This window comes from Streptomyces sp. NPDC048392, from assembly GCF_043200575.1.
Lineage (GTDB): Bacteria > Actinomycetota > Actinomycetes > Streptomycetales > Streptomycetaceae > Streptomyces.
This window is the reverse complement of sequence record NZ_JBICYB010000009.1, coordinates 41,759-66,938: the sequence shown is the minus strand read 5'-3', so window position 1 is coordinate 66,938 and position 25,180 is coordinate 41,759. Positions and strand designations below refer to the sequence as shown.

The following is a 25,180-nucleotide window of genomic DNA, read 5'->3' as shown; positions in this document are numbered from 1 at the left end:
GGGATTTCATGCGGATGCGGTTCGAGCCCGAGGCCGAGGAGGAGTTCGAGGCGGCGCGTGGGCTGCTGGCCGACCGCCTGGTTCGGTGGGCCGGGGAGCGGGGGCTGCCGGTGGACGGGCACCTGGCCGAGACGGCGCTGGACTACCGGCACCTGGCGACTGCCGACGGCCGACTGGGGCTGTGGGAGCCGCGCCATGTAGAGGAGCTACTGCTCTCCTGGCTTCCCCAGCAGGTCACCGGGCTTCCCGGGGAGGAACGCGCCGACGCCCCGGACACACTGCGCACGCTCCTGCGTTATCTGCACGCCGCGCAGTTGGCGGACCCGCGCGGCCCCTCGCTCCGGGATTCCCTTGCCGCGGCCGACAGGGTCGCCGAACAGCATCTGGCGGCGATGACGGACCGCACTCGCCGGGGACTGGCGAAGTTCTGGGTGATGACGGCCGCCGAGCAGGGCGTGGACGTCCGGGACGGGGCGGCGCTCCAGCGGTTCGCGGACCGAGCGCGGCGCGGTCAGGCGGCCAGCGTCTTGAGCCGGGAGGCCGCCTCCTCCAGCACGCCCGTCCGCTTGCAGAACGCGAAGCGGACAAAGGGTGCGCCCTGCTCCCGGTGGTCGTAGAAGACCGCGTTGGGGATCGCGACCACCCCGCAGCGCTCCGGCAGCGCACGGCAGAAGGTGATGCCGTCGGTCTCGCCCAGGGGGCGGATGTCGGCGGTGATGAAGTAGGTGCCGGACGGGCGGTAGACCGTCAGGCCGGCCTCCTCCAGGCCCGCCGCCAGGAGGTCGCGCTTGGCGAGCATGTCGGCGCGGAAGTCGGTGAAGTACGAGTCGGGGAGGGCGAGGGCGCCGGCCACCGCGTACTGGAAGGGGCCCGCGGAGACGTAGGTGAGGTACTGCTTGGCCGAGCGGACCGCCGTGACCAGGGCGGGCGCGGCGGTGACCCAGCCGACCTTCCAGCCGGTGAACGAGAACGTCTTGCCGGCCGACCCGATGGTCACCGTGCGCTCGCGCATCCCCGGGAACGACGCCAGGGGGAGGTGCTCGGCCTCGTCGAAGACCAGGTGCTCGTAGACCTCGTCGGTCACCACCAGCAGGTCCCGCTCCACGGCCAGTTCGGCGATCGCCGCCAGTTCGTCGCGGGTCAGGACCGTGCCCGTCGGGTTGTGCGGGGTGTTCAGCAGCAGCAGCCGGGTACGGCCGGTGACCGCGTCGCGCAGCTCGTCGAGGTCCAGGCGGAAGCGGGCCTCCCCGTCCGCCGCGTGCGGGCGCAGGGTCACGGGCACGCGCGTACCGCCCGCCATGGCGATGCAGGCGGCGTACGAGTCGTAGTACGGCTCCAGCGCGACGACCTCGTCACCGGGCTCCAGCAGGGCCAGCAGGGCGGCGGCGATGGCCTCCGTGGCGCCGGCGGTGACCAGGACCTCGGTGTCGGGGTCGTGGGACAGGCCGTAGAGGCGGCGCTGGTGCTCGGCGACGGCGGCGCGCAGCTCGGGGACGCCGGGGCCCGGCGGGTACTGGTTGCCGCGCCCGTCGCGCAGCGCCCGCACGGCCGCCTCCCTGACCTCCTCGGGGCCGTCGGTGTCCGGGAATCCCTGGCCGAGGTTGATCGCCCCGGTCGTCACCGCCAGGGCGGACATCTCGGCGAAGATCGTCGTCCCGAACTCCGCGAGCCTGCGGTTCAGGAGGGGGCGGGCGCTGGCGCTCATCGAGGTCATGGCGGCCATCCTGCGCCGAAGCTCTGGAGTTCCTCAACTCTGCTTTGGGGCGTGGCGGCCGAGGGCATCTCCCGTTCACGCAACGAGCTTCACCGCGTGAACCACATGCAGCGAGGCATCCGACGGGGGATTGCTTCGGGGGACCTTCCGGGCGCACGCCCGGGAACGGAAGGAGGGTGGAGCCGTGGTCACAGGCATCATCCTGATCGTGGTAGCAGCCCTGGTGATCAGGGGAACCGTGGTGGGAAGGCGTGCCTCCCGCACCGTCCAGGGCAGGGGCGGCCGGGGTGCGCGCTGGTCGAGCACCGGCGGGGGCGGCGACAGCGGCGGCGGCAGCTGGTGGGCCGGTGACGGGGGCGGCGGCTCGTCCTCGGGCGGACACCACTCGGGTCACTCCTGCGGAGGCGGTTCGTCCTGCGGGGGAGGAGGCGGCGGATGCGGCGGGGGCAGCTGACACGGGGCAGCTGAGCTCCGGCCGGGGAAAGCCGCGTCCCCTCCGCGGGGCCCGCTCCTGGGCCGGGCCCCGCGGTCCCACCCAGAGCGCCCGCCGGATCGCACACCCGGTGGGCGCTCCCACGCACCGGCGCACTCCGTACGGACGGGGTGTGCGCCGTGGTTGAACAGTTGAGCTGTGGAGCCCCCTGAGGGATGGAAACGCCACGAAGTTGGGTAAAAACGCTGTGGCGGCGCCACAGTTCATGATTCGCTCTCCCTCATCAACGCAGCTCCTCGGACGACCTGTTGACCCCCCTCCTGACCGGCCGACTGGGCTGAGCGGGCCGCATCCCCGGCAGTGGCCGGGATGCGCAGGCCCCACACCTTCCTCTCCTTGTGTGCTTGCGGAGCCGATCCATGCTCACGACCCTGAAAACCGCCTACACCGACACGCGCGCCGCAGACCTGGCCTGGGCCCTGGGGCGCGAACCGCTGCCCGCGCTCGCCAGTCTGGAAGTCGAACTGACGGACGCGAGACTTCAGTTGAGGCTCCTGGGCGCCTCGCATCAGGTCCTGCTCGAGGAGGAGGGGGGCAGTTGCTCGGAGACGGTGGCGTGCATCCCCGGCAGCAGCACCCCTCTGCCGCTCGGCGTCGCCAAGCGGGTGGGCGACTGGGAGTACGAGTTCGCCGCCCGTGTCGAGGTGCTGACGCCGGGCTCCTTCGTCGGACGTGCCGAGGAGCTGCTGGCCCTGGTCGCCGACCACCCGTACGGGCTGGCCGGCGTCTTCCCCGGCAGCCCGCACGCCTTCACCGCGCTGCTGGCCCGGCGGTACGAGGGGCAGGTGCACTGGCGGACCTGGCACGCCTATCCGCAGGACGGCCAGTTGGTGGCGACCCGGACCCGGGTGGGCGTACGGATGCCGACCACCCGGCTCAGCCCGTCCGCGGTGTGAGCGGGTGGTCGCCTGCCGCGTGGGCGGGTGGGGGCCGCATAAACCTCTGGTGCCCCGCAGCACCTGAGTTTCACACGTGTGGGTGACGAAGCGCGATAGGGGAGTGACGTACCGTCACCCCGTGATCGAACCGCACGCGCCCGCTCCGCCCGGCTCTCCGCCGTCCCGGGGCGGCCTCGGCGGCCCGGACGCGCCCACACGGTTGCCCGTCCGGCCCGCCGTCGGGCGGTTCCTGGTACTGGCGGGCGTGTTCGTCTGCGCGGCCTGCGGGCTCGTGTACGAACTCGAACTCGTCGCGCTCGCCTCGTACCTGATCGGCGACTCGGTCACCCAGGCCTCCGTCGTGCTGTCCGTCATGGTCTTCGCGATGGGCCTCGGCTCGCTCGCCGCCAAACGGCTGCGCCGCCTCGCCGCGGCCGGTTTCGGCGCGCTCGAGGCCGCCCTCGCCCTCGTCGGCGGCTCCAGCGCGATGGTGCTGTACGCCCTCTTCGCCTGGACCGGCGGCTGGGGTGGCCTGTGGGCCGACGGCCCGCGCGTGCTGCTGGTCGCCTTCTCCCTCGCCATCGGCGTGCTGATCGGCGCCGAGGTGCCGCTGCTGATGGAGCTGATCCAGCGCGTCCGCCGCCAGGACCCCGGAGGCGCCGTCGCCGACCTGTTCGCCGCGGACTACGTCGGCGCGCTCGTCGGCGGTCTCGCCTTCCCCTTCGTGCTGCTGCCCTTCCTCGGCCAGCTCACCGGCGCGCTGGTCACCGGCACCGTCAACGCGGTCGTCGGCGCCGCCCTGGTCCTCGGCCTGTTCCGGCGCGACCTGACCCTGCGGGCCCGCTGGCTGCTGCTGACCGCCAACGCCGTCGTCCTCGCCCTGCTCGCCACGGCGACCGTCCTCGCCGACGACTTCGAACGCGCCGCCCGGCACGCCGTGTACGGACAGGACGTCCGCGTGGCCGTACAGACCGACGTCCAGGAGATCGTCCTCACCGGCGACACCGACGGGCGGCCCCTCGACCTGTTCCTCGACGGGCGGCTCAGGGTCAGCGGCAGCGACGAGCGGCGGTACCACGAGGCGCTCGTGCACCCCGCCATGAGCGGCCCCCACGCGCGCGTGCTGATCCTCGGCGGCGGCGACGGCCTCGCCGTGCGGGAGGTACTGCGCCACCCCGGAGTGCGCCGCGTCGACGTCGCCGAACTCGACCCCGGCCTCGCCCGGCTGGCCCGGCACGACCCAGGCCTGTCCACCCTCAACGAGCACGCCTACGGCGACGCGCGCGTCCACGTCACCACGGGGGACGCCTTCCGCCGACTGCGCTCGACGCCCTCCGCGACGTACGACGCGGTCATCTCGGACCTGCCCGACCCGGGCATCACGGCCGGCACCAAGCTGTACTCGCAGGAGTTCTACGGTCTGCTGCGGCGGGTGCTCGCCCCCGACGGGCGGCTGGTGGTGCACGCGGGCCCGGTCTCCGCCCGCCCCCGGCCCTTCTGGACGGTGGACGCCACGCTCCGCGCGGCCGGCCTGCGCACCGTCGCCTACCGCGTCGTGGCCCGGAACACCGGGCCCGCCTCGGGGCCCGACCGCGCGGCCGCCGGACTTCGCGCCCCCCGCGGCTGGGGCTTCCTGCTGGCCGCCCGTACGCCCCCCGCGCTGCGCCTCGATCCGGCGGCCCCCCGGCCGCACTCCCTCACGCCGGGTTCCCTGGCCCGGGACGCCCGCGACGCGGCCCGCACCCGGATCGCCGGGCTGCCGCCCTCGACGCTGGTGCATCCGCGGTACTGAGCCCGAGGGAGACGCCGCGACCGCCTCCGACCTCGACGCGCGCGTGTACGGCGCCCCCGCGGGCCGGCGCCTCCGGCTTCCTGGTCGAGGACGCCGGCCCCGGACGGCTGCCGGCCCGCGGTCACCGCGGTGCACGGCGGCGACGCGCTGTCCGCCCCCGCGGTCGCCCGGCGCCCGGTGGAGGCGTTCGCGCGGATGACGGACACGGGCGTACGGAACCGTCGGACGCCGGTCCGCCGCCCGCGCCGACGACGCCGACCGGCCGCGAGGCCGAGGCCCCGCGACTGGCCGCCCGCGGCCTGAGCAACGCCGAGGCCGCCGACCGCCTGTTCGTCAGCGCACGGGCGGCGGGTGACTTTGTGCCGACGGGGGGTGTACCGGGCGCCCGCTGGGTAGGCTGCGCTGACATGGAGCATGAGGTGTTCGTTCCGGTTCCGGCCGAGCGGCTCAGGGACGTGCTGGCCGACCCCGTCCGGGTCGCCCGGGCGGTTCCGGGGCTCCAGCAGGACGCCGGTGCCGAGCCCGTCGCGGGCCGGCTGAAGGTGCGCGTCGGCAGTCACTCCATCACCTACCGCGGCTCCCTGCGCCTGTCCGGGCGGGAGGACGGCACGTACGCCGTCGAGGGCGACGCCACCGAGTCGCGCGGCACCGGCACGGTCACCCTCGCGCTGACCCTGCGCGCGGGCGACGCCGACGGCGGCTCCACCCTCACGTTCACCGGGACGGCCACCGCGGACGGGCGGATCACGGAGCTTCCGCGGGAGTCGGTGGCGTCGGCCGCGGCCCGGCTGCTGACCCGCTTCGCCGAGAACCTGGGCACGGCGGCGCAGGCGGGGAAAGCGCCCCCCGCCGCCGCCCCCGAGCCGGAGCACACCTCCGTCCTCGACACGGAGATCCCCCCGCCCTCCCTCATGGACGGGGACGCGGACGCGGACGGCGTCGGGGCCGGGGGCGAGGACACGGACGAGGACACGGGCCGGGACAGGGAAGGCGGGAAGGACGGGAAGGGCGAGTCGCCGGACACCGACGACGGGCCGGCCGCCCACGACGGGCCGGCCGCCCACGACGGGCCGGCCGCCCACGACGGGCCGGCCGCCCATGACGGGCCGGCCGCCCAGCCCCCCGCCGAGGCGGCGCACGCGCGCCGCACGATGATCGGCCGCAGCGCCGAGGAGGTGGACCACGCACCGCCACGCGGGCGGTACGCCCCCGTGCCCGCGCCCCAGTCGAGTGCGGTCGGCGCACCCCTGCGCTGGGCCGCCCCCGCGGCGGCGCTGGTCGTGGCGTCGGCGATCGTGGTGGGCCGCGCGCTGCGCAGACGCCGCTGATCCCCGTTGAAGCGCGCCGGTGGCCGGCCGGGTGGGGCGCCCTTGATCGCCCCAGTAGGGTCGTGGCGTGAGTAACGAACCCATCACGCTGACCGCGGGTGACGCGGAGGCGACCGTGCTGCCGGGCAACGGCGGCCGGATCGGCGGACTCCGCGTCGGCGGCACGGAACTGCTCCGCCAGGGCGAGCGCTACGGCTGCTTCCCGATGGTCCCCTGGTGCGGCCGCATTCGCGACGGCCGCTTCGGCGACGGCGCCGTCGTCCGCCAGATGCCCCTGAACTCCCCGCCGCACGCCATCCACGGCACCGCCCGCGACGCCGCCTGGCGCACCGCCCGCGTCACCGCGAACGAGGCCGTCATCACCTACGACCTCGTCGACCCCTGGCCCTACACCGGCCGCGTCACCCAGGTGGTCGCTCTCGCCGAGGACGGGCTCACGCTGACGATGTCCGTGGAGACGTACGAGTCGTCCTTCCCGGCGCAGATCGGCTGGCACCCCTGGTTCAACCGGTCCCTCGGCGGGGCGGACGTCTCGCTCGGCTTCGACCCCGCCTGGCAGGAGGAACGCGGTGACGACCACCTGCCCACCGGCAACCGCGTCGACCCGAAGCCGGGCCCGTGGGACGACTGCTTCGGCATGCCGGACGGCGTCGACGTCACGCTGACCTGGCCGGGGCGGCTGGAGCTGAGGGTGACCAGCCGCGAGCAGTGGGTCGTGGTCTACGACGAGCAGGAGGCCGCCGTCTGCGTGGAACCGCAGACCGGGCCGCCCAACGGCCTGAACACCCTCCCGCGCCTGGTCACGCCCCTGGAGCCGCTGGAGGCCACGACGACCTGGTCCTGGCGTCGCCTCTAAGCTGGCGTACATGACGGACGTACGCGGCGAGCTGCTGCAGCAGATCAAGGACAAGGCCGTGGTGCACGGCAGGGTGACCCTCTCCTCGGGTCTGGAGGCCGACTACTACGTCGACCTGCGCCGCATCACCCTCGACGGCGAGGCCGCGCCGCTGGTCGGGCAGGTGCTGCTCGCCCTGACCGCCGACCTGGACTTCGACGCGGTGGGCGGGCTGACCATGGGCGCCGACCCGGTCGCCGCGAGCATGCTGCACGCCGCCGCCGCGCGCGGCCGCAGGCTGGACGCGTTCGTCGTCCGCAAGGCCGCCAAGGCGCACGGGCTGCAGCGCCGTGTCGAGGGTCCGGAGATCAGGGGCCGTCGTGTCGTGGTCGTCGAGGACACCTCCACCACCGGCGGCTCCCCGCTCACCGCCGTCGAGGCCGTGCGCGAGGCCGGCGCGGAGGTGGTCGCCGTCGCGACGATCGTCGACCGGGCGACGGGCGCCGCCGAGAAGATCCGGGACGGCGCCGGAGTGCCGTACCTCTACGCGTACGACAAGGACGAGCTGGGCCTGGACTGATACGGGACTGGGGTCCGCTCGGGTATTCCCGGCCCGTCTGGAAGGATGGGGCCGACGATGACGTCGCCCCCCAGTCCTAGGCCAGGGCCATAAGCAACAACACGCCCACCGCACATACAAGGAGCGGACAGATGCCCATCGCAACTCCCGAGGTCTACAACGAGATGCTGGACCGGGCGAAGGCAGGAAAGTTCGCCTACCCGGCCATCAACGTGACCTCCTCCCAGACGCTGCACGCGGCCCTGCGCGGTTTCGCTGAGGCGGAGAGCGACGGCATCGTCCAGATCTCCACCGGCGGTGCCGAGTTCCTGGGCGGCCAGCACAAGAAGGACATGGTGACCGGCGCCGTCGCCCTCGCCGAGTTCGCGCACATCGTCGCCGAGAAGTACGACGTCACCGTCGCCCTGCACACGGACCACTGCCCGAAGGACAAGCTCGACGGGTACGTCCGCCCGCTGCTGGCGGTCTCCGAGGAGCGCGTGAAGGCCGGCCGCAACCCGCTCTTCCAGTCGCACATGTGGGACGGGTCGGCCGAGACCCTGGCCGACAACCTCTCCATCGCCACCGAGCTGCTGGAGCGCGCCCGCGCTGCCAAGATCATCCTTGAGGTCGAGATCACCCCGACCGGCGGTGAGGAGGACGGCGTCTCCCACGAGATCAACGACTCCCTGTACACCACGGTCGACGACGCGGTCCGTACCGTCGAGGCCCTGGGCCTGGGCGAGAAGGGCCGCTACCTGCTCGCCGCGTCCTTCGGCAACGTCCACGGCGTGTACAAGCCGGGCAACGTCGTCCTCCGCCCCGACCTGCTGAAGGACCTGAACGAGGGCGTCGCCGCCAAGTACGGTCAGCCCGCCGGCAGCAAGCCCTTCAACTTCGTCTTCCACGGCGGCTCCGGCTCCTCCGCCGAGGAGATCGCGACCGCGCTGGAGAACGGCGTGGTCAAGATGAACATCGACACGGACACCCAGTACGCCTTCACGCGTCCGGTCGCCGACCACGTGTTCCGCAACTACGACGGCGTCCTCAAGGTCGACGGTGAGGTCGGCAACAAGAAGACCTACGACCCGCGCACCTGGGGCAAGCTGGCCGAGGCCGGCATGGCCGCGCGCGTCGTCGAGGCCTGCGGTCACCTGCGGTCCGCCGGCACGAAGCTCAAGTAGCCCCCCGGCGGTCACCCGACCGCTTGCACGAGCCCGGCGCCGAACGCGCCGGGCTCGCTGTATACCTGGGGGATGCCCGATGTCCGGCTGGCCTCGCCGCAAGGCAAGTGGATCCTGCTGACCACCGTCCTCGGTTCCAGCATGGCCCTGCTGGACTCGACCGTCGTCAACGTCGCGCTGCCCCACATCGGCCGCGACCTCGGCGCGGACCTCGCCGCCCTCCAGTGGACCGTCAACGCCTACATGGTCACGCTGGCCGGTCTGATCCTCCTGGGCGGCGCGCTCGGCGACCGGTTCGGCCGCCGCCGGATCTTCGTCCTCGGCGTGCTGTGGTTCGCCGCCGCGTCCCTGCTGTGCGGCCTCGCGCCGAACGCCGGTGTCCTGATCGTCGCCCGCGCCCTGCAGGGTGTCGGCGGTGCGCTGCTCACGCCCGGTTCCCTCGCCCTCATCCAGGCCTCCTTCGACGCCGACGACCGGGCCCGGGCGGTGGGTCTGTGGTCGGGGTTCGGGGGCGTCGGCGCGGCGGTGGGGCCGTTCCTCGGGGGCTGGCTCGTGGACGGCGCGGGCTGGCGCTGGGTCTTCCTGCTCAATGTCCCGCTGGCGTTGCTGTGCGCCCCGATCGCGCTGCGGCACGTACCGGAGTCCTCGGACGAGCGCGCCCACTCGCGCTTCGACGTGCTCGGCGCGGTCCTGTGCGCGACGGGCCTCGCGCTGCTCACCTACGCGCTGATCGAGGCCCGTACGGCGTCCTGGACGGTGGCGCTCAGCGCGGTGGCCGGGGTGGCGGCCGCAGTGGCCTTCGTGACCGTCGAGCGGCGCGGCAAGGACCCGATGATGCCGCTCGACGTCTTCTCGTCCCGCCAGTTCACGGCGGTCAACATGGTCACGCTGTGCGTCTACGCGGCCTTCGGCGGCTTCTTCTTCCTCGCCGCGCTCCAGCTCCAGGTAGCCGTCGGCTGGTCCGCCCTGGCCGCCGGTACGGCCCTGCTGCCGACCACCGTCCTGATGCTGCTGCTCTCCGCCCGCTCCGGCGAACTCGCCGAACGCCTCGGCCCGCGGCTCCAGCTCACCGCCGGCCCCCTGCTGTGCGCGGCCGGGATGGTCCTGATGCTGCGGGTCGGCCCGGGCGCCTCCTACGTCGCCGACGTGCTGCCCGCCCTGCTGGTGCTCGGCCTCGGCATGGTCACGCTGGTCGCGCCGCTGACGGCGAGCGTGCTGGCCGCCGTGGACACCGCCCGCGCCGGTCTCGCCAGCGGCATCAACAACGCGGCGGCCCGTGCGGCGGGGCTCGTCGCGGTCGCCGCGCTGCCCCTGCTCACCGGCATGGGTGAGGAGGCGTACCGGTCGCCCCGGGCGTTCGACGACGCTTTCGGGCCGGCGATGCTGATCTGCGCGGGTGTCCTGGTGACGGGCTCCGTGATCGCCTTCACGACGGTGCGCCGCCCGGCCCCGGACTGCGCCCGGCCGCAGTGCCGTACCCACGGCTCGGTGCTGGCACCGCCGCTGGAGGGGGCACGGGAGCGCGACAGGACCACGTGACCCGTCCGGCGGAGCGGGGCGCATGCCGCAGACTTGTCCCATGGCCATTCACGAGAACCTCCTCGGGGGACCGCCCCCGACCCACCTCCCCGACGACCCCGGGCCGCGCGAGCTGCTGGCGGGCGGCACCTCGCCCGCCGACGTCGCCGCGAAGTACCCGACCTCCTCGCTCGCCTGGGCCCGGCTGGCCGACGAGGCGTTCGAGCGGGGCGGCGTCGTGGAGTCGTACGCGTACGCCCGTACGGGCTACCACCGCGGCCTCGACTCCCTGCGCCGCAGTGGCTGGAAGGGGCACGGCCCGGTGCCCTGGGAGCACGAGCCGAACCGCGGCTTCCTGCGCGCCCTGCACGCCCTCGCCCGCGCCGCCCAGGCGATCGGCGAGAAGGAGGAGTACGAGCGCTGCAGCCAGTTCCTGAGGGACTCCTCACCGGAGGCGGCCGAAGTGCTGGGCTGACCTCACCCGGGCGCGTCCCGCCGTCCTGGCCCGTCCCCGCCGCCGTGCGCGGGCGGGCCTTGCGGTTTCCTGGGACGATTGCGGAGGATGCCGTTGGGGACCGGGGCCCCGTGCCGGTAACGGCAGGGCGGACCGCTACCCGAAGTGCACCTCAGGAGACAGCGATGTCCCACGACGCCCCGAATCTCGACTTCGAGGGCAGCACGCCGTACGAGGACTACGTCAAGGCGGACGTGCTCACCCACCTCCAGCACACCCTCTCCGACGATCCCGGAGAGATGGTCTTCCTGGTCACGACCCAGGTCATGGAGCTGTGGTTCACCGTCATCGTCCACGAATGGGAGACCGCCGCCCGCGCCCTGCGCGAGGACCGGATCCCGGTGGCGACCGACGCGCTCAAGCGCTCGGTGCGGGAGCTGGAGGCGCTCAACGCCTCCTGGACGCCCCTGGGGCAGCTCACCCCCGCCCAGTTCAACTCCTACCGGTCGGCCCTCGGCGAGGGCTCCGGCTTCCAGTCGGCGATGTACCGCCGCCTGGAGTTCCTGCTCGGTGACAAGTCCGCGTCCATGCTCGTCCCGCACCGCGGCGCCCCGCGCGTCCACGCGGAACTGGAGAAGGCGCTGCACGAGCCGAGCCTGTACGACGAGGTGGTCCGGCTGCTCGCCCGGCGCGGGTACGACATCCCGGACGCCGTGCTCCAGCGCGACGTCACCCGGAAGTACGAGGCGGCACCCGAGGTGGAGGCCGCCTGGACGGCCGTCTACTCCGGTGACCAGAACGGCGAACTGGCCCGCCTCGGCGAGGCACTCACCGACGTCGCCGAGCTGGTGTGGCGCTGGCGCAACGACCACCTGGTCGCCACCCGCCGCGCGATGGGCTCCAAGACCGGCACCGGCGGCTCGGCCGGGGTGGCCTGGCTGGAGAAGCGGGCCCGGAACAACGTGTTTCCCGAGCTGTGGACGGCGCGGTCGTATGTCTGAGCTGATGAGCGAGGCGGAGGAGCTGGACGCCGCCGACGGGCTGGCCGCGGTGCGTGAGCGGTTCGTCCTCGACGACGTGACATACCTGGACGGCAACTCCCTCGGCGCTCTCCCTGCGCACGTCCCCGACCGCGTGGCGGACGTCGTACGGCGCCAGTGGGGGGAGCTGCGCATCCGCTCCTGGGAGGAGAGCGGCTGGTGGACCGCGCCCGAGCGGACCGGCGACCGGATCGCCCCGCTGGTCGGGGCGGCGGCCGGGCAGGTCGTGGTCGGCGACTCGACGAGCGTCAACGTCTTCAAGGCGCTCGTCGCCGCCGTGCGCATGGCCCGGGAGGACGGTGCGGGCGGTGCGGTCGGCGCGGGCCGGGACGAGATCCTCGTCGACGCCGGCACCTTCCCCACGGACGGGTACATCGCCGAGTCGGCGGCCCGGATGACGGGTTGCGCCCTGCGCCCGGTCGCCCCGGCCGAGGTGCCGTCGGCGCTGGACGGCCGCACCGCCGCCGTCCTGCTCAACCACGTCGACTACCGCACGGGCCGCCTGCACGACCTGCCCGCGCTCACGGCCGCGGTGCACGCGGCGGGGGCGTACGCCGTCTGGGACCTGTGCCACAGTGCGGGCGCGCTGCCGGTCGGGCTCGACGAGCACGGCGTGGACCTGGCCGTCGGGTGCACCTACAAGTACCTCAACGGCGGCCCCGGTTCGCCCGCGTACCTGTACGTCCGCCGCGACCTGCAGCACCGTTTCGACTCCCCGCTGCCGGGCTGGAACTCGCACGCCGAGCCGTTCGGCATGCGGCCCGGGTACGAGCCGGCGTCCGGTGCTCAGCGCGGCCGCGTCGGTACGCCGGACATCCTCTCCCTGCTCGCTCTGGAGGCGGCACTGGACGTGTGGGACGAGGACGGGGTCTCGGTGGCGGCGGTGCGGGACAAGTCCCTGGCGCTGACGGACTTCTTCCTGCGCTGCGTCGGGGCGTACGTCCCGGACGGCCGCGTGGAGTCCGTGACCCCGGCGGCACACGCCGAGCGGGGCAGCCAGGTCGCGTTGCGCTGCGACGACGCGGGTGAGGTGATGAAGCGGCTGATCGAGCGCGGGGTGGTCGGGGACTACCGCGCCCCGGACGTGCTGCGGTTCGGCTTCACCCCGCTGTACGTCGGTTTCGCGGACGTGGAGCGGGCGGCGCGGGTGCTGGCTCGGACGCTGGCGGGCTGAGTCGCGGGCCGGGTGGCGGCTGACTCGCGGGCTGAGTCGCGGGCCTGGTGGCGGGCTGAGCCGCCGGGTGGGGGCCGGACGAGCGTTTGGCCCTCACCCAGCGTCATATCCCCATGTCCGCGCACGTTACCGGCCTGATAACGTCCCGCCAACGGCCGATTTCGTTCCCCCGGTCCGCCAACACCGTTTCGCCGCTGAGAGGTTGAGCATGCCGGACGCCGCCGCAGAACCGGGCACCGCTGCCGCGAGGGATGCCGCGGAGGAGGAATCGGCCCTCTCCCACCCGGCGGTCGAGCCCGACAGCACCGCCGGCTACGGCGACCACCCCGACCAAGTGATCGACTTCTACGTGCCGCGCGGCGCGGCGGGTCCGGGCGAGGCCGCTCCCGTCGTGGTGGTCCTGCACGGAGGGTCCTGGCGCGCCCCGTACGACCGGCGTCACATCAGCCCGTTCGCCGGTTTCCTGGCCCGCCGGGGGTTCGCCGTGGCCAGTGTGGAGTACCGGCGTGGCGTGGAGGGCGGTGCGGGCCCGGGCGCCGAGGGGCCGGGTGGTGCTCCCGTCGCGGGGCGCTGGCCCGACACCTTCGACGACGTGGCAGCCGCGCTGGACGCCCTGCCTGACCTGGTCCGACGGCACCTGCCGCGGGCCGACGCGCGCCGTGTGGTGCTCACCGGCCATTCCGCCGGCGGCCACCTCGCCCTGTGGGCGGCCGCGCGGCACCTGCTGCCCGCCGACGCCCCGTGGCGGACCGACCGTCCGGCGCCTCTGCGCGGCGTCGTCGCCCTCGCGCCGATCGCCGACTTCGAGGTCGCCGACAAGCTCGACGTGTGCGGTGGCGCGACACGGCAACTGCTGGGCGGCAAGGACCTGTTCGCCGAACGTCGGCCCTACGCCGACCCCGCCCTGCTGCTGCCCACCGGTATCGCGACGACCCTCGTGCAGGGCCGCGCCGACGTGGACGTACCGCAAGCGGTCGCCGAGGCGTACGCCGACGCGGCGGCCAAGGCGGGAGAGGTGGTGGGCGTGACCCTGCTGGAGGACATCGGCCACTATCCGCTGATCGACCCGGCGGCGGACGCGTGCGCGGTGGTGGCGGAGGAGATCGTGCAGCTGGCTTGGTGAGCGGGGGAGGGTGGGTGGTGGAAGGCGTGAACACTTCCCCTGGGATTGTCCTCGGGCCGCTCGGATGAGAGGGATGGCCGTCGTGCTCGCGGCGGCCGTCGTCACGTACGGCCGCGTTCGCGCCGTCGCCCTGGCCCCGCACCGGCAGCTCGCCGGCGAGGCGCCCGACGGGACGCGCACCGCCGTCGTGGTCTGGCTGGGCTGCTAGACACCGGGCACCATCAGCACCGCGGTCGCCACGATCCAACGCGGAGATCGCGCAGCGTCTGGTGGTCGCCGAGCAGACGGTGAAGACCCACGTGGGCAGGAACCTGGTGAAGCTGGGAGTCAGAGACCGCGCCCAGGCAGCGGTCTTCGCGTACGAGTCGGGCCCCCGCCCGCCCCTCCGGCTACTGACCGCCGGTGCGCGGCGTCCGTCACCCGCCGCCGCCCGCTCGTGGCCCGCGGCCGCCCGGCGTCCGTTGCCGCCCGTCACCGAGCTGCGCCGGGCGCCGCCCCACCGCCCGGGCGCCACCCCCCACCGCCCGGGCGCCGCCCCCACTGCCCGGGCGCGGCCTCCCCGCAGCCACCGAGGCCGGGCCGTAGTACCTGAGGCGGATGCCGGAGGACCCCTCTTACCGGTGACGACGGCGTAGCCCGGCTGCGCCTACCGTTGCCAGCGTGACCGAGACGACCCAGATGCCGACCACGCCGCCCGGAGAGGGAGGCGGACCGCGCAGCCCCGAGTACCGGCTGGCGCTGAACGCGCTGAGCGGGCTGCGCGAGGACCTGTTCCACGAGGCCTTCGCCTACCGCCCGCTGCCACGCCCGGCCACGGACGGCCCCTTGGCCCGCCGCCTGCCGGCACGGATGAGGTCCTACGCGGCCCGCCTCCCGTATGCGGCGGTGGCCGCCGTCGCGCTGCTCTGCTTCTACGGAGGTGCGACCGGCGGTGTGACCGACGGCCCGCTGGGCCTGCTGAGCGGACTGGTGTGCGCGGTCCCGGTGCTGGCCACGCTGGTCCGGCCGATCGGTGCCTTCTGGATGTCCATGGCCGCGACCCCCGTGGTCGCGCTGCTCGGCAGCAGCTGGGGGGACTGGCCGTGGATGCCCGGCGCGTTCATGTGCCACACGGCGGTGCTGGTGATCGTGGCGATACGCACCCGGCCCCGGACGGCCGTGTGGATGTGGGCCCTGACCGCCGCGTACGGATTCCTCAACGAGTCCTTCTGGGGTGCCGGTCGCTACAGCACCAATTCCGCGCCGCTGCTGGTCCTCACGGCCTTCGCCCTGCTCCTGATATCGGTGTGGCACATCCGGCGCGACGCCCGGCAGCAGGTGACCGCGCAGCAGACGGTCACCGCGCAGGAGCGGTCCCGGCGCACCCTGCTGGAGGAGCGCACCACCATCGCCCGTGAGCTGCACGACGTGGTCGCCCACCACATGTCGGTGGTCGCCATCCAGGCGGAGGCCGCGCCCTACCGGGTGGAGAATCCGCCGGAGGAGCTGGAGCGGGCCTTCGCCACCATCCGGGAGAACGCGGTGGCCGCGCTGACCGAGCTGCGTCGCGTGCTCGGTGTCGTCCGCGCCGAGGACTACGAGGCCCCGGACGCCCCGCAGCCCACGCTCGCCGACCTGGATCCGCTGCTCGCCAACGTGCGTGAGGCGGGGCTGGCCGTGGACAAGGCGGTGACCGGCGCGGTGCGCGAGCTGCCGCCCGGCGTGGAGCTGTCGGCGTACCGGATCGTGCAGGAGGCGTTGAGCAACAGCCTGCGGCACGCGCCCGGCGCGACGGCCCGCGTCGAGATCTCGTACGTCCTGGGCGGTCTCGGCCTGCGGATCGTCAATACCGCCATCCCGCACAACACCCTGGTCAAACCGTCACCCGGCGCGGGGCACGGAGTGACCGGCATGCGGGAGCGGGTGTCGATGCTGAACGGTGAGATGACGGCCGGCCCGACCGACGAGGGGGGCTACGAGGTGGCGGTGTTCCTGCCGGTCACCACGCCGAGCGAAGGTGACGCATGAGGGACCGCACGATCCGGGTACTGATCGCCGACGACCAGATGATGGTGCGTGAGGGATTCTCGGTCCTGCTGAACGCGATGCCGGACATCGAGGTCGTGGGCGAGGCGGTCAACGGCCGGGAGGCCGTGGCGAAGGTCCGCGAACTGGCCCCGGACGTCGTCCTGATGGACATCCGGATGCCCGAGCTGAACGGCATCGAGGCGACGCGGGAGATCGTCGCCGCAGACGGGGCGGCGAAGGTCCTCGTCCTCACCACCTTCGACCTCGACGAGTACGTGTACCAGGCGCTGCGCGCCGGCGCGTCCGGCTTCCTCCTCAAGGACGCCTCGGCCCGCCAGCTCGCCGACGGCGTCCGGGTGGTCGCCGCCGGCGAGGCCCTCCTGGCGCCCTCGATCACCAAGCGTCTGATCACCGAGTTCTCCAAGCTGTCCGACGGGCCGCGCCCGATGTCCTCGGCGCACGCGGCGTACGGCGACCTGACCGAGCGGGAGACGGAGGTGCTGGTGCTGATCGCGCAGGGCCTGTCGAACTCGGAGATCGCCGAACGGCTGGTGGTCGCCGAGTCGACGATCAAGACGCACGTCAGCCGCGTCCTGGTGAAGCTGGGCCTCAGGGACCGGACGCAGGCGGCCGTCTTCGCCTACGAGGCGCGGCTGGTCACGCCGGGCTGACCGGCGCCGAGTGGGCACCACACGTACTGGCCCGGTCGCCGAACAGGCCCGGGGGAGGGCGTGCCCCCTGCCCGGCGGCGTGAGAAGTCACCGGCTGCTGTCCTGCTGTCCTGCTGTCCTGCTGTCCTGCTGTCGGCGGCGCTGCTCGCGTCGGGTTGTGTCCTGCGGCAGGCGCGAAGCACAGGAGGGGCGGCGGTTCGCTGCCGATCCTCCCCCGGTCGTCGGGGCAGCGAGTGCCGGGGTCGCCCACGCGGTGTCGGCGGTCCTCCTGTGCGACACCGTCTCCTGGTGAACGGCCCGGTCGAAGCCCTATCGTCCGTCCATGACGGCTGACAGCGACCTCGCGTTCGACCCGTGGGACCCGGCGTTCGTCGCCGATCCCTACCCCGCCTTCGCCGAGCTGAGGGACCGGGGCCGGGTGCTCTACTACGAGCCGAGCGACCAGTGGCTGGTCCCGCACCACGCGGACGTCTCCGCCCTGCTGCGCGACCGCCGGCTGGGCCGGACCTACCAGCACCGTTTCACCCACGAGGACTTCGGCCGCACCCCGCCCCCGCCGGAGCAAGAGCCCTTCCACACGCTCAACGACCACGGGATGCTCGACCTGGAACCGCCGGACCACACCCGTATCAGGCGTCTGGTGTCCAAGGCGTTCACGCCGCGCACGGTGGAACGGCTGAGGCCGTACGTGCACGGGCTGGCCGACGAGCTGGTGTCCGGGCTGGTGGCGGCGGGCGGCGGCGACCTGCTGACGGACGTGGCCGAGCCGCTCCCGGTCGCCGTGATCGCCGAGATGCTGGGCATCCCGGAGGCCGACCGTGCCCCGCTGCGCCCCTGGTCGGCCGACATCTGCGGGATGTACGAGCTGAACCCGTCCGAGGAGACGGCGGCGGAGGCGGTCCGCGCGTCGCTCGACTTCTCGGACTACCTGCGCGCACTGATCGCGGCCCGTCGCAAGGAGCCCGGCGACGACCTGATCTCCGGCCTGATCGCGGCCCACGACGAGGACGACGACCGCCTCACCGAGCAGGAGATGATCTCGACCTGCGTCCTGCTCCTGAACGCCGGTCACGAGGCCACGGTCAACGCCACGGCCAACGGCTGGCTGGCGCTCTTCCGCAACCCGGACCAGCTGGCGGCCCTGCGCGCCGACCACTCCCTCGTCCCCTCGGCCGTGGAGGAGCTGATGCGCTACGACACGCCGCTGCAGCTCTTCGAACGCTGGGTCCTCGACGAGATCGAGATCGACGGGACGACCGTCCCGCGCGGCGCGGAGGTGGCGATGCTGTTCGGCTCCGCCAACCATGACCCGGCGGTCTTCACCGCGCCGGACCGCCTCGACCTCACCCGCGGGGACAACCCCCACATCTCCTTCAGCGCCGGTATCCACTACTGCATCGGCGCACCGCTGGCCCGCATCGAGCTGGCCGCGTCCATGACCTCCCTGCTGAGGCGGGCCCCGACGCTGCGGCTGGGGGCGGAGCCGGACCGCAGGCCGAACTTCGTGATGCGGGGCCTCACGGGACTACGCGTGGAACTCTGAGCGTCGGCGCCGGGCCAGCAGCCAGGCGCCGGACGCCCACACCAGCGCTGGCAGCACGGCCCCGGCGAGGACGACGAGGGGAAGTTCGGTGAGGGCGGCGCCGAAGTCCTGGCCGTTGTTCTCGAACGCCATGCCCAGATGCCGCCGCGTGCGGTCCGAAGTCCCCCACAGCCACACGGCTCCCACGGCTCCCGCCGCCGACACCAGACACCCACCGCACGTCACCGCGTCTCGCCTCATGCCCACCAGGACGCCGCCGACCTGCCCTACGGTTCGCCGCCCCGCCCCGCCCTGCCCCGACTCACGATCCCCGACCCCCGACCCCCGACCCCCGACTCACAACCCCATGCCGCAGACCCATGCCGACGCTCCCCGTTCACGACCCGGCTCAAGTCGTCGGGTCCCGCCGCCGCGGCCCCGCCAGCCCCACCGCCACCAGCGTCGCCGCGAGCAGCAGCAGCAGTACCGGCACCGGCGACCAGCTCCTCTCTCCGCCAGGGAACTTCGGCAGATGCCCGAACGGCGACGCGTCGAGCACGGCCTGCGGCAAGTCCAGCGCCGACCCGATCCAGCCGTACAGCAGCACCGTGCCCGCCACCCCCCATGCCGCCACCGCGCCCCGCGGGAGCACGCCGTACAGCAGCACCGCGGCCCCGCCGATCACCCGCACCGCGGGCAGCTGCACCAGACACGCGCCCAGGAGCGCCCCGGCGTCCTGCCCGTACCCGGCCGCGAAGCCGAGCCCGGCGAGCAGCATGACGAGCGCCGCGCCGCCGAAGGCGACGACGAGATGCCCGGCGGCCCACCGCAGCCCGCCCACGGCACCCGCGAGGACCGGTTCCGCGCGCCCGGAGGTCTCCTCGCCGCTGAGCCGCAGCACCGACGCCACGACGTACAGGGCGGCGATCAGCCCGAGCATCCCGACCATCGCGGACACGAACGGGTGGCGGGCCCGGCCTCTTCCTCGCAGACGCGCAGCGTCCCCCGCAGCGTCCGCAGAAACGGCCCGCCGCCTCTCGGACGGCTCCCGCAGCGTCTCGTCGCCCACGTCGAAGTACCGGCTCACGCACGCTCCCCGGATCAGGTCCGGCGGGGAGCGCGGGCACCGGGGCCGGGCTTCCGCGCGCCGTTCACCGCACCGGCAGCGTCAGCCCCCAGGCCCCCTCGCGCACCGTCCACGTCCGTGTCCCCACCGGCCCCGAGACCACCGCGTCGGCCCGGTACCGGAAGTGCGCCCCCGACACGGTCACCGTGTGCCCGCTCATCGTCAGCGGCGCCGCCTCCGCGCCCACCGACAGCGGCCGTACCTCCACCACGGCCACCCCTCCGGCTCCCGGCGTCACCGACACCGCCTCGACCGGCTGGTCCAGGTCCACCAGCGTCGATCCGTCGACCTCCACCCGCAGCCGGGCCGGACCGGCGGTCCCGGACATGACGGCGGTCCGGCCCGGACGCGAGGACGCCAGGGTCCGGACGAGGGCCTGGCAGGTCCGCAGCCAGGGACGGGCAGAGGCCGGCCCGGGCCCGCCGCCCGGCCCCGAGTCCGCCTCCGCTCCCGCGTCCGAGTCCGCACGGCTCGGTACCGGCACCAGGACCGGCGGAATCCCCACCGTCCCCAGCACCACCCCGTCGCTGTCGTCGACGAGCAGGTCCAGGCGCCGTTCCGCCCCGTCCAGCACGGCCCGCGCCGCCGCCACCGCCTCCGTCGGCAGCCCCAGGGACCGGGCGAGACCGAGCGCCGACCCCACCGGCACCACCGACAGCGTGCAGCCCGCCAGCTCCCGCTGCCGGTGCAGCAGGGCCACGGCCCGCAGCAGCGTGCTGTCGTCGCCGATCACGACGGGCCGCCGCGAACCGCGTCGCCGCAGCGCCCGCGCGAACTCCTCCGGTCCGTCCGGCAGACACACCTTCGTATGCGCCGCCCCCGCGCTGAGCACGTCTTTCGCGATGCGGACGGACTCCCCGTCCATCCGCCGGGCGACCGGATCGACGACCACCAGAAGCTGATCGGACGTCGCGGAAGAGTTCGCGGAAGAGCTCGCGGAAGTCGCCACCTCGGCCATGCCTCGCTTCCTCGGGTAGCATCTTTGTGCAAGAGCCCCTTGCGCTACTGCGCCAGGGGCTTCGTCTATTCCGGGGCATCCGGTCCGACGGTTGGCGGCCAACGACGGTCGCGGTGCACGCGGTGGATCGCCTCCGCGTACGCCCTCGACCATGGACATGCCCCGCCCGGAAGGGGTGTACGCGCGTGCCCGCACTTGTGCTGCTCGGTGCTCAGTGGGGTGACGAAGGCAAGGGAAAGGCGACGGACCTGCTCGGTGGGTCCGTCGACTATGTGGTGCGCTACCAGGGCGGCAACAACGCCGGCCACACGGTAGTCGTGGGCGACCAGAAGTACGCCCTCCACCTGCTCCCTTCCGGAATCCTGTCTCCCGGCTGTACGCCGGTCATCGGTAACGGTGTCGTCGTCGACCCGTCGGTCCTGTTCTCCGAGCTGAGCGGGCTGAACGAGCGCGGCGTCGACACGTCCAAGCTCCTGGTCAGCGGAAACGCTCACATCATCACGCCGTACAACGTCACCGTCGACAAGGTGACGGAGCGCTTCCTCGGCAAGCGCAAGATCGGCACCACCGGCCGCGGCATCGGCCCGACCTACGCCGACAAGATCAACCGCGTCGGCATCCGCGTCCAGGACCTCTACGACGAGTCGATCCTCACCCAGAAGGTCGAAGCGGCGCTCGACGTCAAGAACCAGATGCTCACCAAGCTCTACAACCGCCGCGCCATCGCCACCGGCCAGGTCGTCGAGGAGCTGCTGGGGTACGCGGACAAGCTCGCGCCGTACGTCGCCGACACCGTCCTGGTCCTCAACCGGGCCCTCGACGACGACAAGGTGGTCCTCTTCGAGGGCGGCCAGGGCACGCTCCTGGACATCGACCACGGCACGTACCCCTTCGTCACCTCGTCGAACCCGACCGCGGGCGGCGCCTGCACGGGCGCCGGCGTGGGCCCGACGAAGATCAGCCGGGTCATCGGCATCCTCAAGGCGTACACGACCCGCGTCGGCGCCGGCCCCTTCCCGACCGAGCTGTTCGACGAGGACGGCGAGGCCCTGCGCCGCATCGGCGGCGAGCGTGGCGTCACCACCGGCCGCGACCGGCGCTGCGGCTGGTTCGACGCGGTGATCGCCCGCTACGCCACCCGCGTCAACGGCCTCACCGACTTCTTCCTCACCAAGCTCGACGTCCTCACCGGCTGGGAGCGGATCCCGGTCTGCGTGGCGTACGAGATCGACGGCAAGCGCGTCGAGGAGCTGCCGTACTCGCAGTCCGACTTCCACCACGCGAAGCCGGTCTACGAGACGCTGCCCGGCTGGAGCGAGGACATCACCAAGGCGAAGTCCTTCTCCGACCTGCCGAAGAACGCCCAGGCCTACGTCAAGGCGCTCGAGGAGATGTCCGGCGCCCAGATCTCCGCGATCGGCGTCGGCCCCGGCCGGGACGAGACGATCGAGATCAACTCGTTCCTGTAGGAACCGCGGAAGCGCACCGACGAGCATCGTGCGCGCCGACGGCCGGACCCCGCGCAGGGGCCCGGCCGTCGGCATCCGGGCGGCGGATACGCTGGCCGGAGCAGGCAGCGCACACGCCGCACAGCGCACAGGCGCACGCGACGCACAGGCGCACCCGCGCACTGCGGACAGCACGCACAGCAGGCACAGCACGCACAGCGGACAGCGGACAGCACGGAGCGAGCGGAACATGCGGAAGCCCACCACCCGGACGTGGATCTGGCTGACCGTGGCGGTTCTCGCCGTGACCGGGGGTCTCCTCTACGTCGACGGCCACCGCGTCTCCGCCGCGCCGCACGCCGACGACCCCAAGTGCGACAAGGTGGTCTCCCGCCTCCCGGACGACCTGCCAGGCGCCTCGCGCGACTGGGCCCTCGGGGACGGCGTCGCCTCCTGGGGCGGCCGGAAGGCGCTGTTCCGCTGCGGCGCCGAGGAGCTGCAGCCCAACGTCGACCTCTGCGTCACGGCGGACGGTGTCGACTGGGTCCTGGACGAGGCGCGGCTCAAGCGCGACGGGGTGAGCGTCCTGCGGACGTACGGCCGCTCACCGGCCGTGGAGCTCACGTACACCGGTCCGCGTGAGGACGTGGGCGGCGTCCTCGCCGCCCTGGACCCCGCCGTGCGGTGGATCCCGCAGACGAGGAAGTGCATCGGCCTCGACGACGCCGACACCGCCCTCTAGCCGTTCGGCCCCCTCCACCGGGCGTCGGCGCGGTGGGTGGTGTCGGATCGGGGTATGACCGACCGTGACAGTGCCGCTTCCTGTCAGGGCCCGTACGGCGGCGAGACCGGCCCCGGCGACTGCGGTGACCCGGCCCGCTTCGAGGTCGCCCGGCATCTGCGGACGGCGCTGCGGGTGTGCCCCGTACATCTGGGACCGTCGCTGCTGCTGGCCGACAGGGTGCTGTGGCCGCCGCGGATCACCCTGGTGCGGTGAGAGGCCGCTGCGGGCACGCGCACGCCGGGTGACCCGCCCCGAGGGCGTGAGGACGCGGCAGGAAGCCGTACGGCGCCCGCGCGGTCCGACGGCACGGCCCGGCAGTTCGAACGGGGCCCCGGCTGCGGGCGGTCGCGTACCGGATCCTCGGCTCGCTCGGCGAGGCCGACGACGCCCTCCAGGACGCCTGCTGCGTGCCGACCGCACGGACACCTCCGACGTGGCCGGTCCCTCGGGCCGCGAGGCCGACGCCGCGGTGGTCCCGGCACCCGGACCCGTCGCCGTCAGCGGCAGGGGAGCGGGCGGCCAGGGGCGCGACGGTCTCGATGGGCCGGTCCGGGGCCGCCGCCGTCGTCCTGGGCCGACGGCCGGGCGCGCCTGGCGATGGCCGAGCACGGCAGGCTGCGCGTCGTACCCCGCTTCAGCTTCGCGGACGACGGACGCGTCATCGGCATCGACGTGATCGCGGAGCGGGAACGCCTGAACGAACTGGGCATCACGGGCATAAGCTGAACCCGTACACGTCGCGTCGGCAGAAGAAGGTGAGTGCGATGCGCGTGCTGCTCAAGGCGACGCTGGACACGGAGAAGGCGAACGAGGCGATTCGCAGCGGGAAGTTGCCCGAGGTGATCGGCCGGACGCTCGACGACGTCAAGCCGGAGGCCGCCTACTTCGGCCTTCTCGGCGGTCGGCGGACGGCCCTGATGGTCTTCGACATGCAGGACAGTTCGGAGCTGCCGCCCACCGGTGAGCCGTTCTTCACCGAGCTGAACGCCGAGATCGAGGTCGTTCCGATCATGAACGCCGACGACCTGCGCAAGGGGCTGTCCCAGCTCCGCTGACCGGGCGCCCGGTCCCCCGGATCAGCTGAAGACGATCATCGATCCCTGCGCCAGGCTCCGCGTGGCCGCCGCGTGCAGGCCCAGCCACACATGGCGCTCCCGGGCGAAGGGGCTGGAGTCGTACGGCCCGGGCACGGCCGGTTCCTCCAGCTCCGTCGGGGCGAGCGGCGGCTGCGGCGGGGCCGGAGGGTTGGCCGGATCGATGCCGAGGGCCGGGGCGACGGTCTCCAGTTCCCGCAGCAGGGCGTGCGAGGAGCCCAACGGGCCGCCTCCCGCCAGGAGTTCGTCACTGGCGAGCGGGTGCGGGAAGTCGACCGGGACGTAGGCGCCCGCGTGGTCGTAGTGCCAGACCAGGTGGGACTGCTGGGCCGTCGACTCGAACATCTCCAGCAACTGCTCGTAGTCCCCGCCCAGTTCGTCCACCGGGGTCACCGGCAGCCCGCACACCTGGAGCAGATGCGCCCGGCGCAGGAAGTGCAGCGCGTCGTAGTCGAACCCGGCCACCGGCGCGACCTCGCCGGAGAGCCCCGGCATGTACTGGTAGACCGGCACCGGCGGCAGCCCCGCCTCGGCCAGCACCTTGTCGTATTGCGCGAGTTCCTCGGCGAACGGGTTGTCCGGCGTGTGGCACAAGACGTCGACGAGCGGTACCAGCCACAGGTCACAGGCCAAAAGAGGGCTCCTCACACAGCACGGTGGTCAGGGAAGCGAAGCGTAGTCGGTGCGTGTCGCGTGCAGGTCCCATACCCATCTGGGGCCGGACCACGACACGTCGGGAGCCGGTCATCGGTCGGCGTACGCCGGTCATTCCCCGCCGAGCCGCTCGATCAGGGCGAGCGAGTGGGTGTTGTACACGTTGACGAGCGAGCGCGCGCCCGGGAGGTCGCGGTGGGCGAGGGCGTCGACCAGCTCGGTGTGCCCGGACCACAGCGCGCCGCGCAGTTCGCTGAGCCGGCGCAGGTGCTGCACCGTGCACACCCAGCTCTGCACGCGCAGCCGGTGCAGGAAGTCGGAGAGGTAGGGGTTGCCGAAGAGGATGGCCAGCTCGCGCCAGTAGCGCAGGTCGTAGCCGATCAGGACGGTCAGGTCCCCGGCCGCGGCGGCGCGCTGGGCCTCCTCGCCGCGCCGGCGGACTCCGGCGAGGGCGGCGGCGATGCGCGGGTCGTGCGGGTCGGGGCCCGCCCACTGGTCCGCGTCGAGGACGAGGAACATCCCGTCGGTCACGAGACTGCGGGCCGCGATCATGCCGCGGAAGTCGGCCACCGAGTACTCGTGGACACGGAAGCCGCGGTGGTGGTCGGCGTCGAGGAGGCCCTGAGCGGACAGGTCGACCAGGGCCTCGCGCACCGGTGTCGCGGAGACCCCGTACTGCTCGGCGATCTCCTTGACGGTGAACTCCTGCCCCGGCTGGAGCCGCCCGGCCAGCACCTCGTCGCGGAGCGCGTCGGCGATCTGCCGCCGCAGGGTGCTGCGCGTGACGGCACCGGTGCCGCTGTGGCCGGGCATGGTCGGGCGTC

27 protein-coding genes and 2 pseudogenes are annotated in these 25,180 nt (G+C 73.4%); 23 read left to right on the top strand and 6 right to left on the bottom strand.

From position 1 onward, the window contains the following. The first annotated feature begins 8 nt into the window (after nt 1–8). Nucleotides 9–617, top strand: coding sequence for a hypothetical protein (locus ACGFYH_RS15245; protein WP_393803598.1), 609 nt, complete (start codon nt 9–11; stop codon nt 615–617). Here ACGFYH_RS15245 and ACGFYH_RS15240 read toward each other — a convergent pair. Beyond that, on the bottom strand, nt 512–1,714 hold the full coding sequence (locus ACGFYH_RS15240) for a pyridoxal phosphate-dependent aminotransferase (RefSeq protein WP_393803597.1): 1,203 nt from the start codon (nt 1,712–1,714) through the stop codon (nt 512–514). The genes ACGFYH_RS15245 and ACGFYH_RS15240 overlap by 106 nt on opposite strands. 184 nt (nt 1,715–1,898) lie before the next feature. Here ACGFYH_RS15240 and ACGFYH_RS15235 point away from each other — a divergent pair, with 184 nt between their 5' ends. From ACGFYH_RS15235 to ACGFYH_RS15155, 17 genes and pseudogenes are all read left to right on the top strand, one after another. Then, complete coding sequence (locus tag ACGFYH_RS15235; RefSeq protein ID WP_393803596.1) at nt 1,899–2,168, top strand: hypothetical protein; 270 nt, start codon at nt 1,899–1,901, stop codon at nt 2,166–2,168. A 398-nt stretch (nt 2,169–2,566) separates the two neighbouring features. Beyond that, a complete protein-coding gene (locus ACGFYH_RS15230; RefSeq protein ID WP_393803595.1) occupies nt 2,567–3,103 on the top strand; it encodes a DUF2617 family protein in 537 nt (178 codons plus the stop codon). A 121-nt stretch (nt 3,104–3,224) separates the two neighbouring features. Further along, nucleotides 3,225–4,877: a polyamine aminopropyltransferase gene (locus ACGFYH_RS15225; protein ID WP_393803594.1), complete on the top strand. Its 1,653-nt coding sequence runs from the start codon at nt 3,225–3,227 to the stop codon at nt 4,875–4,877. A 407-nt stretch (nt 4,878–5,284) separates the two neighbouring features. Further along, nucleotides 5,285–6,205, top strand: coding sequence for an SRPBCC domain-containing protein (locus tag ACGFYH_RS15220; protein WP_393803593.1), 921 nt, complete (start codon nt 5,285–5,287; stop codon nt 6,203–6,205). A gap of 67 nt (nt 6,206–6,272) precedes the next feature. Next, nucleotides 6,273–7,061: an aldose 1-epimerase gene (locus ACGFYH_RS15215; RefSeq protein WP_393803592.1), complete on the top strand. Its 789-nt coding sequence runs from the start codon at nt 6,273–6,275 to the stop codon at nt 7,059–7,061. 10 nt (nt 7,062–7,071) lie between these two features. Then, the gene (pyrE, locus tag ACGFYH_RS15210; RefSeq protein WP_393803591.1) at nt 7,072–7,620 is read left to right on the top strand and encodes an orotate phosphoribosyltransferase; all 549 of its coding nucleotides are present in this window, start codon (nt 7,072–7,074) and stop codon (nt 7,618–7,620) included. Nucleotides 7,621–7,751: 131 nt separating this feature from the next. Then, nucleotides 7,752–8,783, top strand: a complete 1,032-nt coding sequence (gene fbaA, locus ACGFYH_RS15205; protein WP_393803590.1) for a class II fructose-bisphosphate aldolase — start codon at nt 7,752–7,754, stop codon at nt 8,781–8,783. A gap of 72 nt (nt 8,784–8,855) precedes the next feature. After that, a complete protein-coding gene (locus tag ACGFYH_RS15200; protein WP_393803589.1) occupies nt 8,856–10,322 on the top strand; it encodes an MFS transporter in 1,467 nt (488 codons plus the stop codon). A 40-nt stretch (nt 10,323–10,362) separates the two neighbouring features. Next, complete coding sequence (locus ACGFYH_RS15195; protein ID WP_393803588.1) at nt 10,363–10,776, top strand: DUF3151 domain-containing protein; 414 nt, start codon at nt 10,363–10,365, stop codon at nt 10,774–10,776. Between the two features lie 164 nt (nt 10,777–10,940). Beyond that, the gene (locus ACGFYH_RS15190) at nt 10,941–11,756 is read left to right on the top strand and encodes a tryptophan 2,3-dioxygenase (protein ID WP_164249322.1); all 816 of its coding nucleotides are present in this window, start codon (nt 10,941–10,943) and stop codon (nt 11,754–11,756) included. Further along, nucleotides 11,749–12,969: a kynureninase gene (gene kynU, locus ACGFYH_RS15185; RefSeq protein ID WP_393803587.1), complete on the top strand. Its 1,221-nt coding sequence runs from the start codon at nt 11,749–11,751 to the stop codon at nt 12,967–12,969. Before ACGFYH_RS15190 ends, kynU begins: the two co-directional genes overlap by 8 nt. 208 nt (nt 12,970–13,177) lie before the next feature. After that, complete coding sequence (locus ACGFYH_RS15180; RefSeq protein ID WP_393803586.1) at nt 13,178–14,092, top strand: alpha/beta hydrolase; 915 nt, start codon at nt 13,178–13,180, stop codon at nt 14,090–14,092. 73 nt (nt 14,093–14,165) lie between these two features. Continuing rightward, nucleotides 14,166–14,300 (top strand): hypothetical protein, encoded by a 135-nt coding sequence (locus tag ACGFYH_RS15175; protein ID WP_393803585.1) that lies wholly within the window; start codon nt 14,166–14,168, stop codon nt 14,298–14,300. A gap of 34 nt (nt 14,301–14,334) precedes the next feature. Continuing rightward, nucleotides 14,335–14,488, top strand: a pseudogene (locus ACGFYH_RS15170) (response regulator transcription factor); the annotation flags it as partial. A gap of 264 nt (nt 14,489–14,752) precedes the next feature. Beyond that, on the top strand, nt 14,753–16,099 hold the full coding sequence (locus ACGFYH_RS15165) for a sensor histidine kinase (RefSeq protein WP_393803584.1): 1,347 nt from the start codon (nt 14,753–14,755) through the stop codon (nt 16,097–16,099). After that, nucleotides 16,096–16,770 (top strand): response regulator, encoded by a 675-nt coding sequence (locus ACGFYH_RS15160; RefSeq protein ID WP_393803583.1) that lies wholly within the window; start codon nt 16,096–16,098, stop codon nt 16,768–16,770. Before ACGFYH_RS15165 ends, ACGFYH_RS15160 begins: the two co-directional genes overlap by 4 nt. 322 nt (nt 16,771–17,092) lie before the next feature. Further along, a complete protein-coding gene (locus ACGFYH_RS15155) occupies nt 17,093–18,313 on the top strand; it encodes a cytochrome P450 (protein WP_393803582.1) in 1,221 nt (406 codons plus the stop codon). On the opposite strand, the gene ACGFYH_RS15150 is transcribed toward ACGFYH_RS15155, so the two are convergent. The 3 genes and pseudogenes from ACGFYH_RS15150 to ACGFYH_RS15140 all read right to left on the bottom strand — a co-directional run bounded on the left by ACGFYH_RS15150 (nt 18,296) and on the right by ACGFYH_RS15140 (nt 20,376). Beyond that, the gene (locus tag ACGFYH_RS15150) at nt 18,296–18,445 is read right to left on the bottom strand and encodes a hypothetical protein (RefSeq protein WP_393803581.1); all 150 of its coding nucleotides are present in this window, start codon (nt 18,443–18,445) and stop codon (nt 18,296–18,298) included. The two genes, ACGFYH_RS15155 and ACGFYH_RS15150, sit on opposite strands and share 18 nt — an antisense overlap. A gap of 256 nt (nt 18,446–18,701) precedes the next feature. Then, nucleotides 18,702–19,313: pseudogene (locus ACGFYH_RS15145) on the bottom strand (ABC transporter permease); the annotation flags it as partial. Between the two features lie 130 nt (nt 19,314–19,443). After that, nucleotides 19,444–20,376, bottom strand: a complete 933-nt coding sequence (locus ACGFYH_RS15140) for a diacylglycerol kinase family protein (protein WP_393803580.1) — start codon at nt 20,374–20,376, stop codon at nt 19,444–19,446. A 185-nt stretch (nt 20,377–20,561) separates the two neighbouring features. On the opposite strand from ACGFYH_RS15140, the gene ACGFYH_RS15135 reads away from it, so the two are divergent. From ACGFYH_RS15135 to ACGFYH_RS15115, 5 genes are all read left to right on the top strand, one after another. Continuing rightward, a complete protein-coding gene (locus ACGFYH_RS15135) occupies nt 20,562–21,845 on the top strand; it encodes an adenylosuccinate synthase (protein WP_393803579.1) in 1,284 nt (427 codons plus the stop codon). 229 nt (nt 21,846–22,074) lie between these two features. Beyond that, nucleotides 22,075–22,566: a DUF3515 family protein gene (locus tag ACGFYH_RS15130; protein ID WP_393803578.1), complete on the top strand. Its 492-nt coding sequence runs from the start codon at nt 22,075–22,077 to the stop codon at nt 22,564–22,566. Nucleotides 22,567–22,620: 54 nt separating this feature from the next. Next, nucleotides 22,621–22,821, top strand: coding sequence for a hypothetical protein (locus ACGFYH_RS15125; protein WP_393803577.1), 201 nt, complete (start codon nt 22,621–22,623; stop codon nt 22,819–22,821). Nucleotides 22,822–23,205: 384 nt separating this feature from the next. Continuing rightward, nucleotides 23,206–23,334: a hypothetical protein gene (locus ACGFYH_RS15120; protein WP_393803576.1), complete on the top strand. Its 129-nt coding sequence runs from the start codon at nt 23,206–23,208 to the stop codon at nt 23,332–23,334. 38 nt (nt 23,335–23,372) lie between these two features. Beyond that, nucleotides 23,373–23,663 carry a hypothetical protein gene (locus tag ACGFYH_RS15115; protein WP_393803575.1) on the top strand — a complete coding sequence of 97 codons (291 nt, stop codon included), beginning with the start codon at nt 23,373–23,375 and terminating at the stop codon, nt 23,661–23,663. Between the two features lie 21 nt (nt 23,664–23,684). Here ACGFYH_RS15115 and ACGFYH_RS15110 read toward each other — a convergent pair whose 3' ends face one another. Together ACGFYH_RS15110 and ACGFYH_RS15105 are read right to left on the bottom strand one after the other, a co-directional pair. Further along, complete coding sequence (locus ACGFYH_RS15110; RefSeq protein ID WP_393803574.1) at nt 23,685–24,335, bottom strand: hypothetical protein; 651 nt, start codon at nt 24,333–24,335, stop codon at nt 23,685–23,687. A gap of 132 nt (nt 24,336–24,467) precedes the next feature. Continuing rightward, the gene (locus ACGFYH_RS15105) at nt 24,468–25,169 is read right to left on the bottom strand and encodes a GntR family transcriptional regulator (RefSeq protein ID WP_393803573.1); all 702 of its coding nucleotides are present in this window, start codon (nt 25,167–25,169) and stop codon (nt 24,468–24,470) included. Nucleotides 25,170–25,180 lie beyond the last annotated feature (11 nt).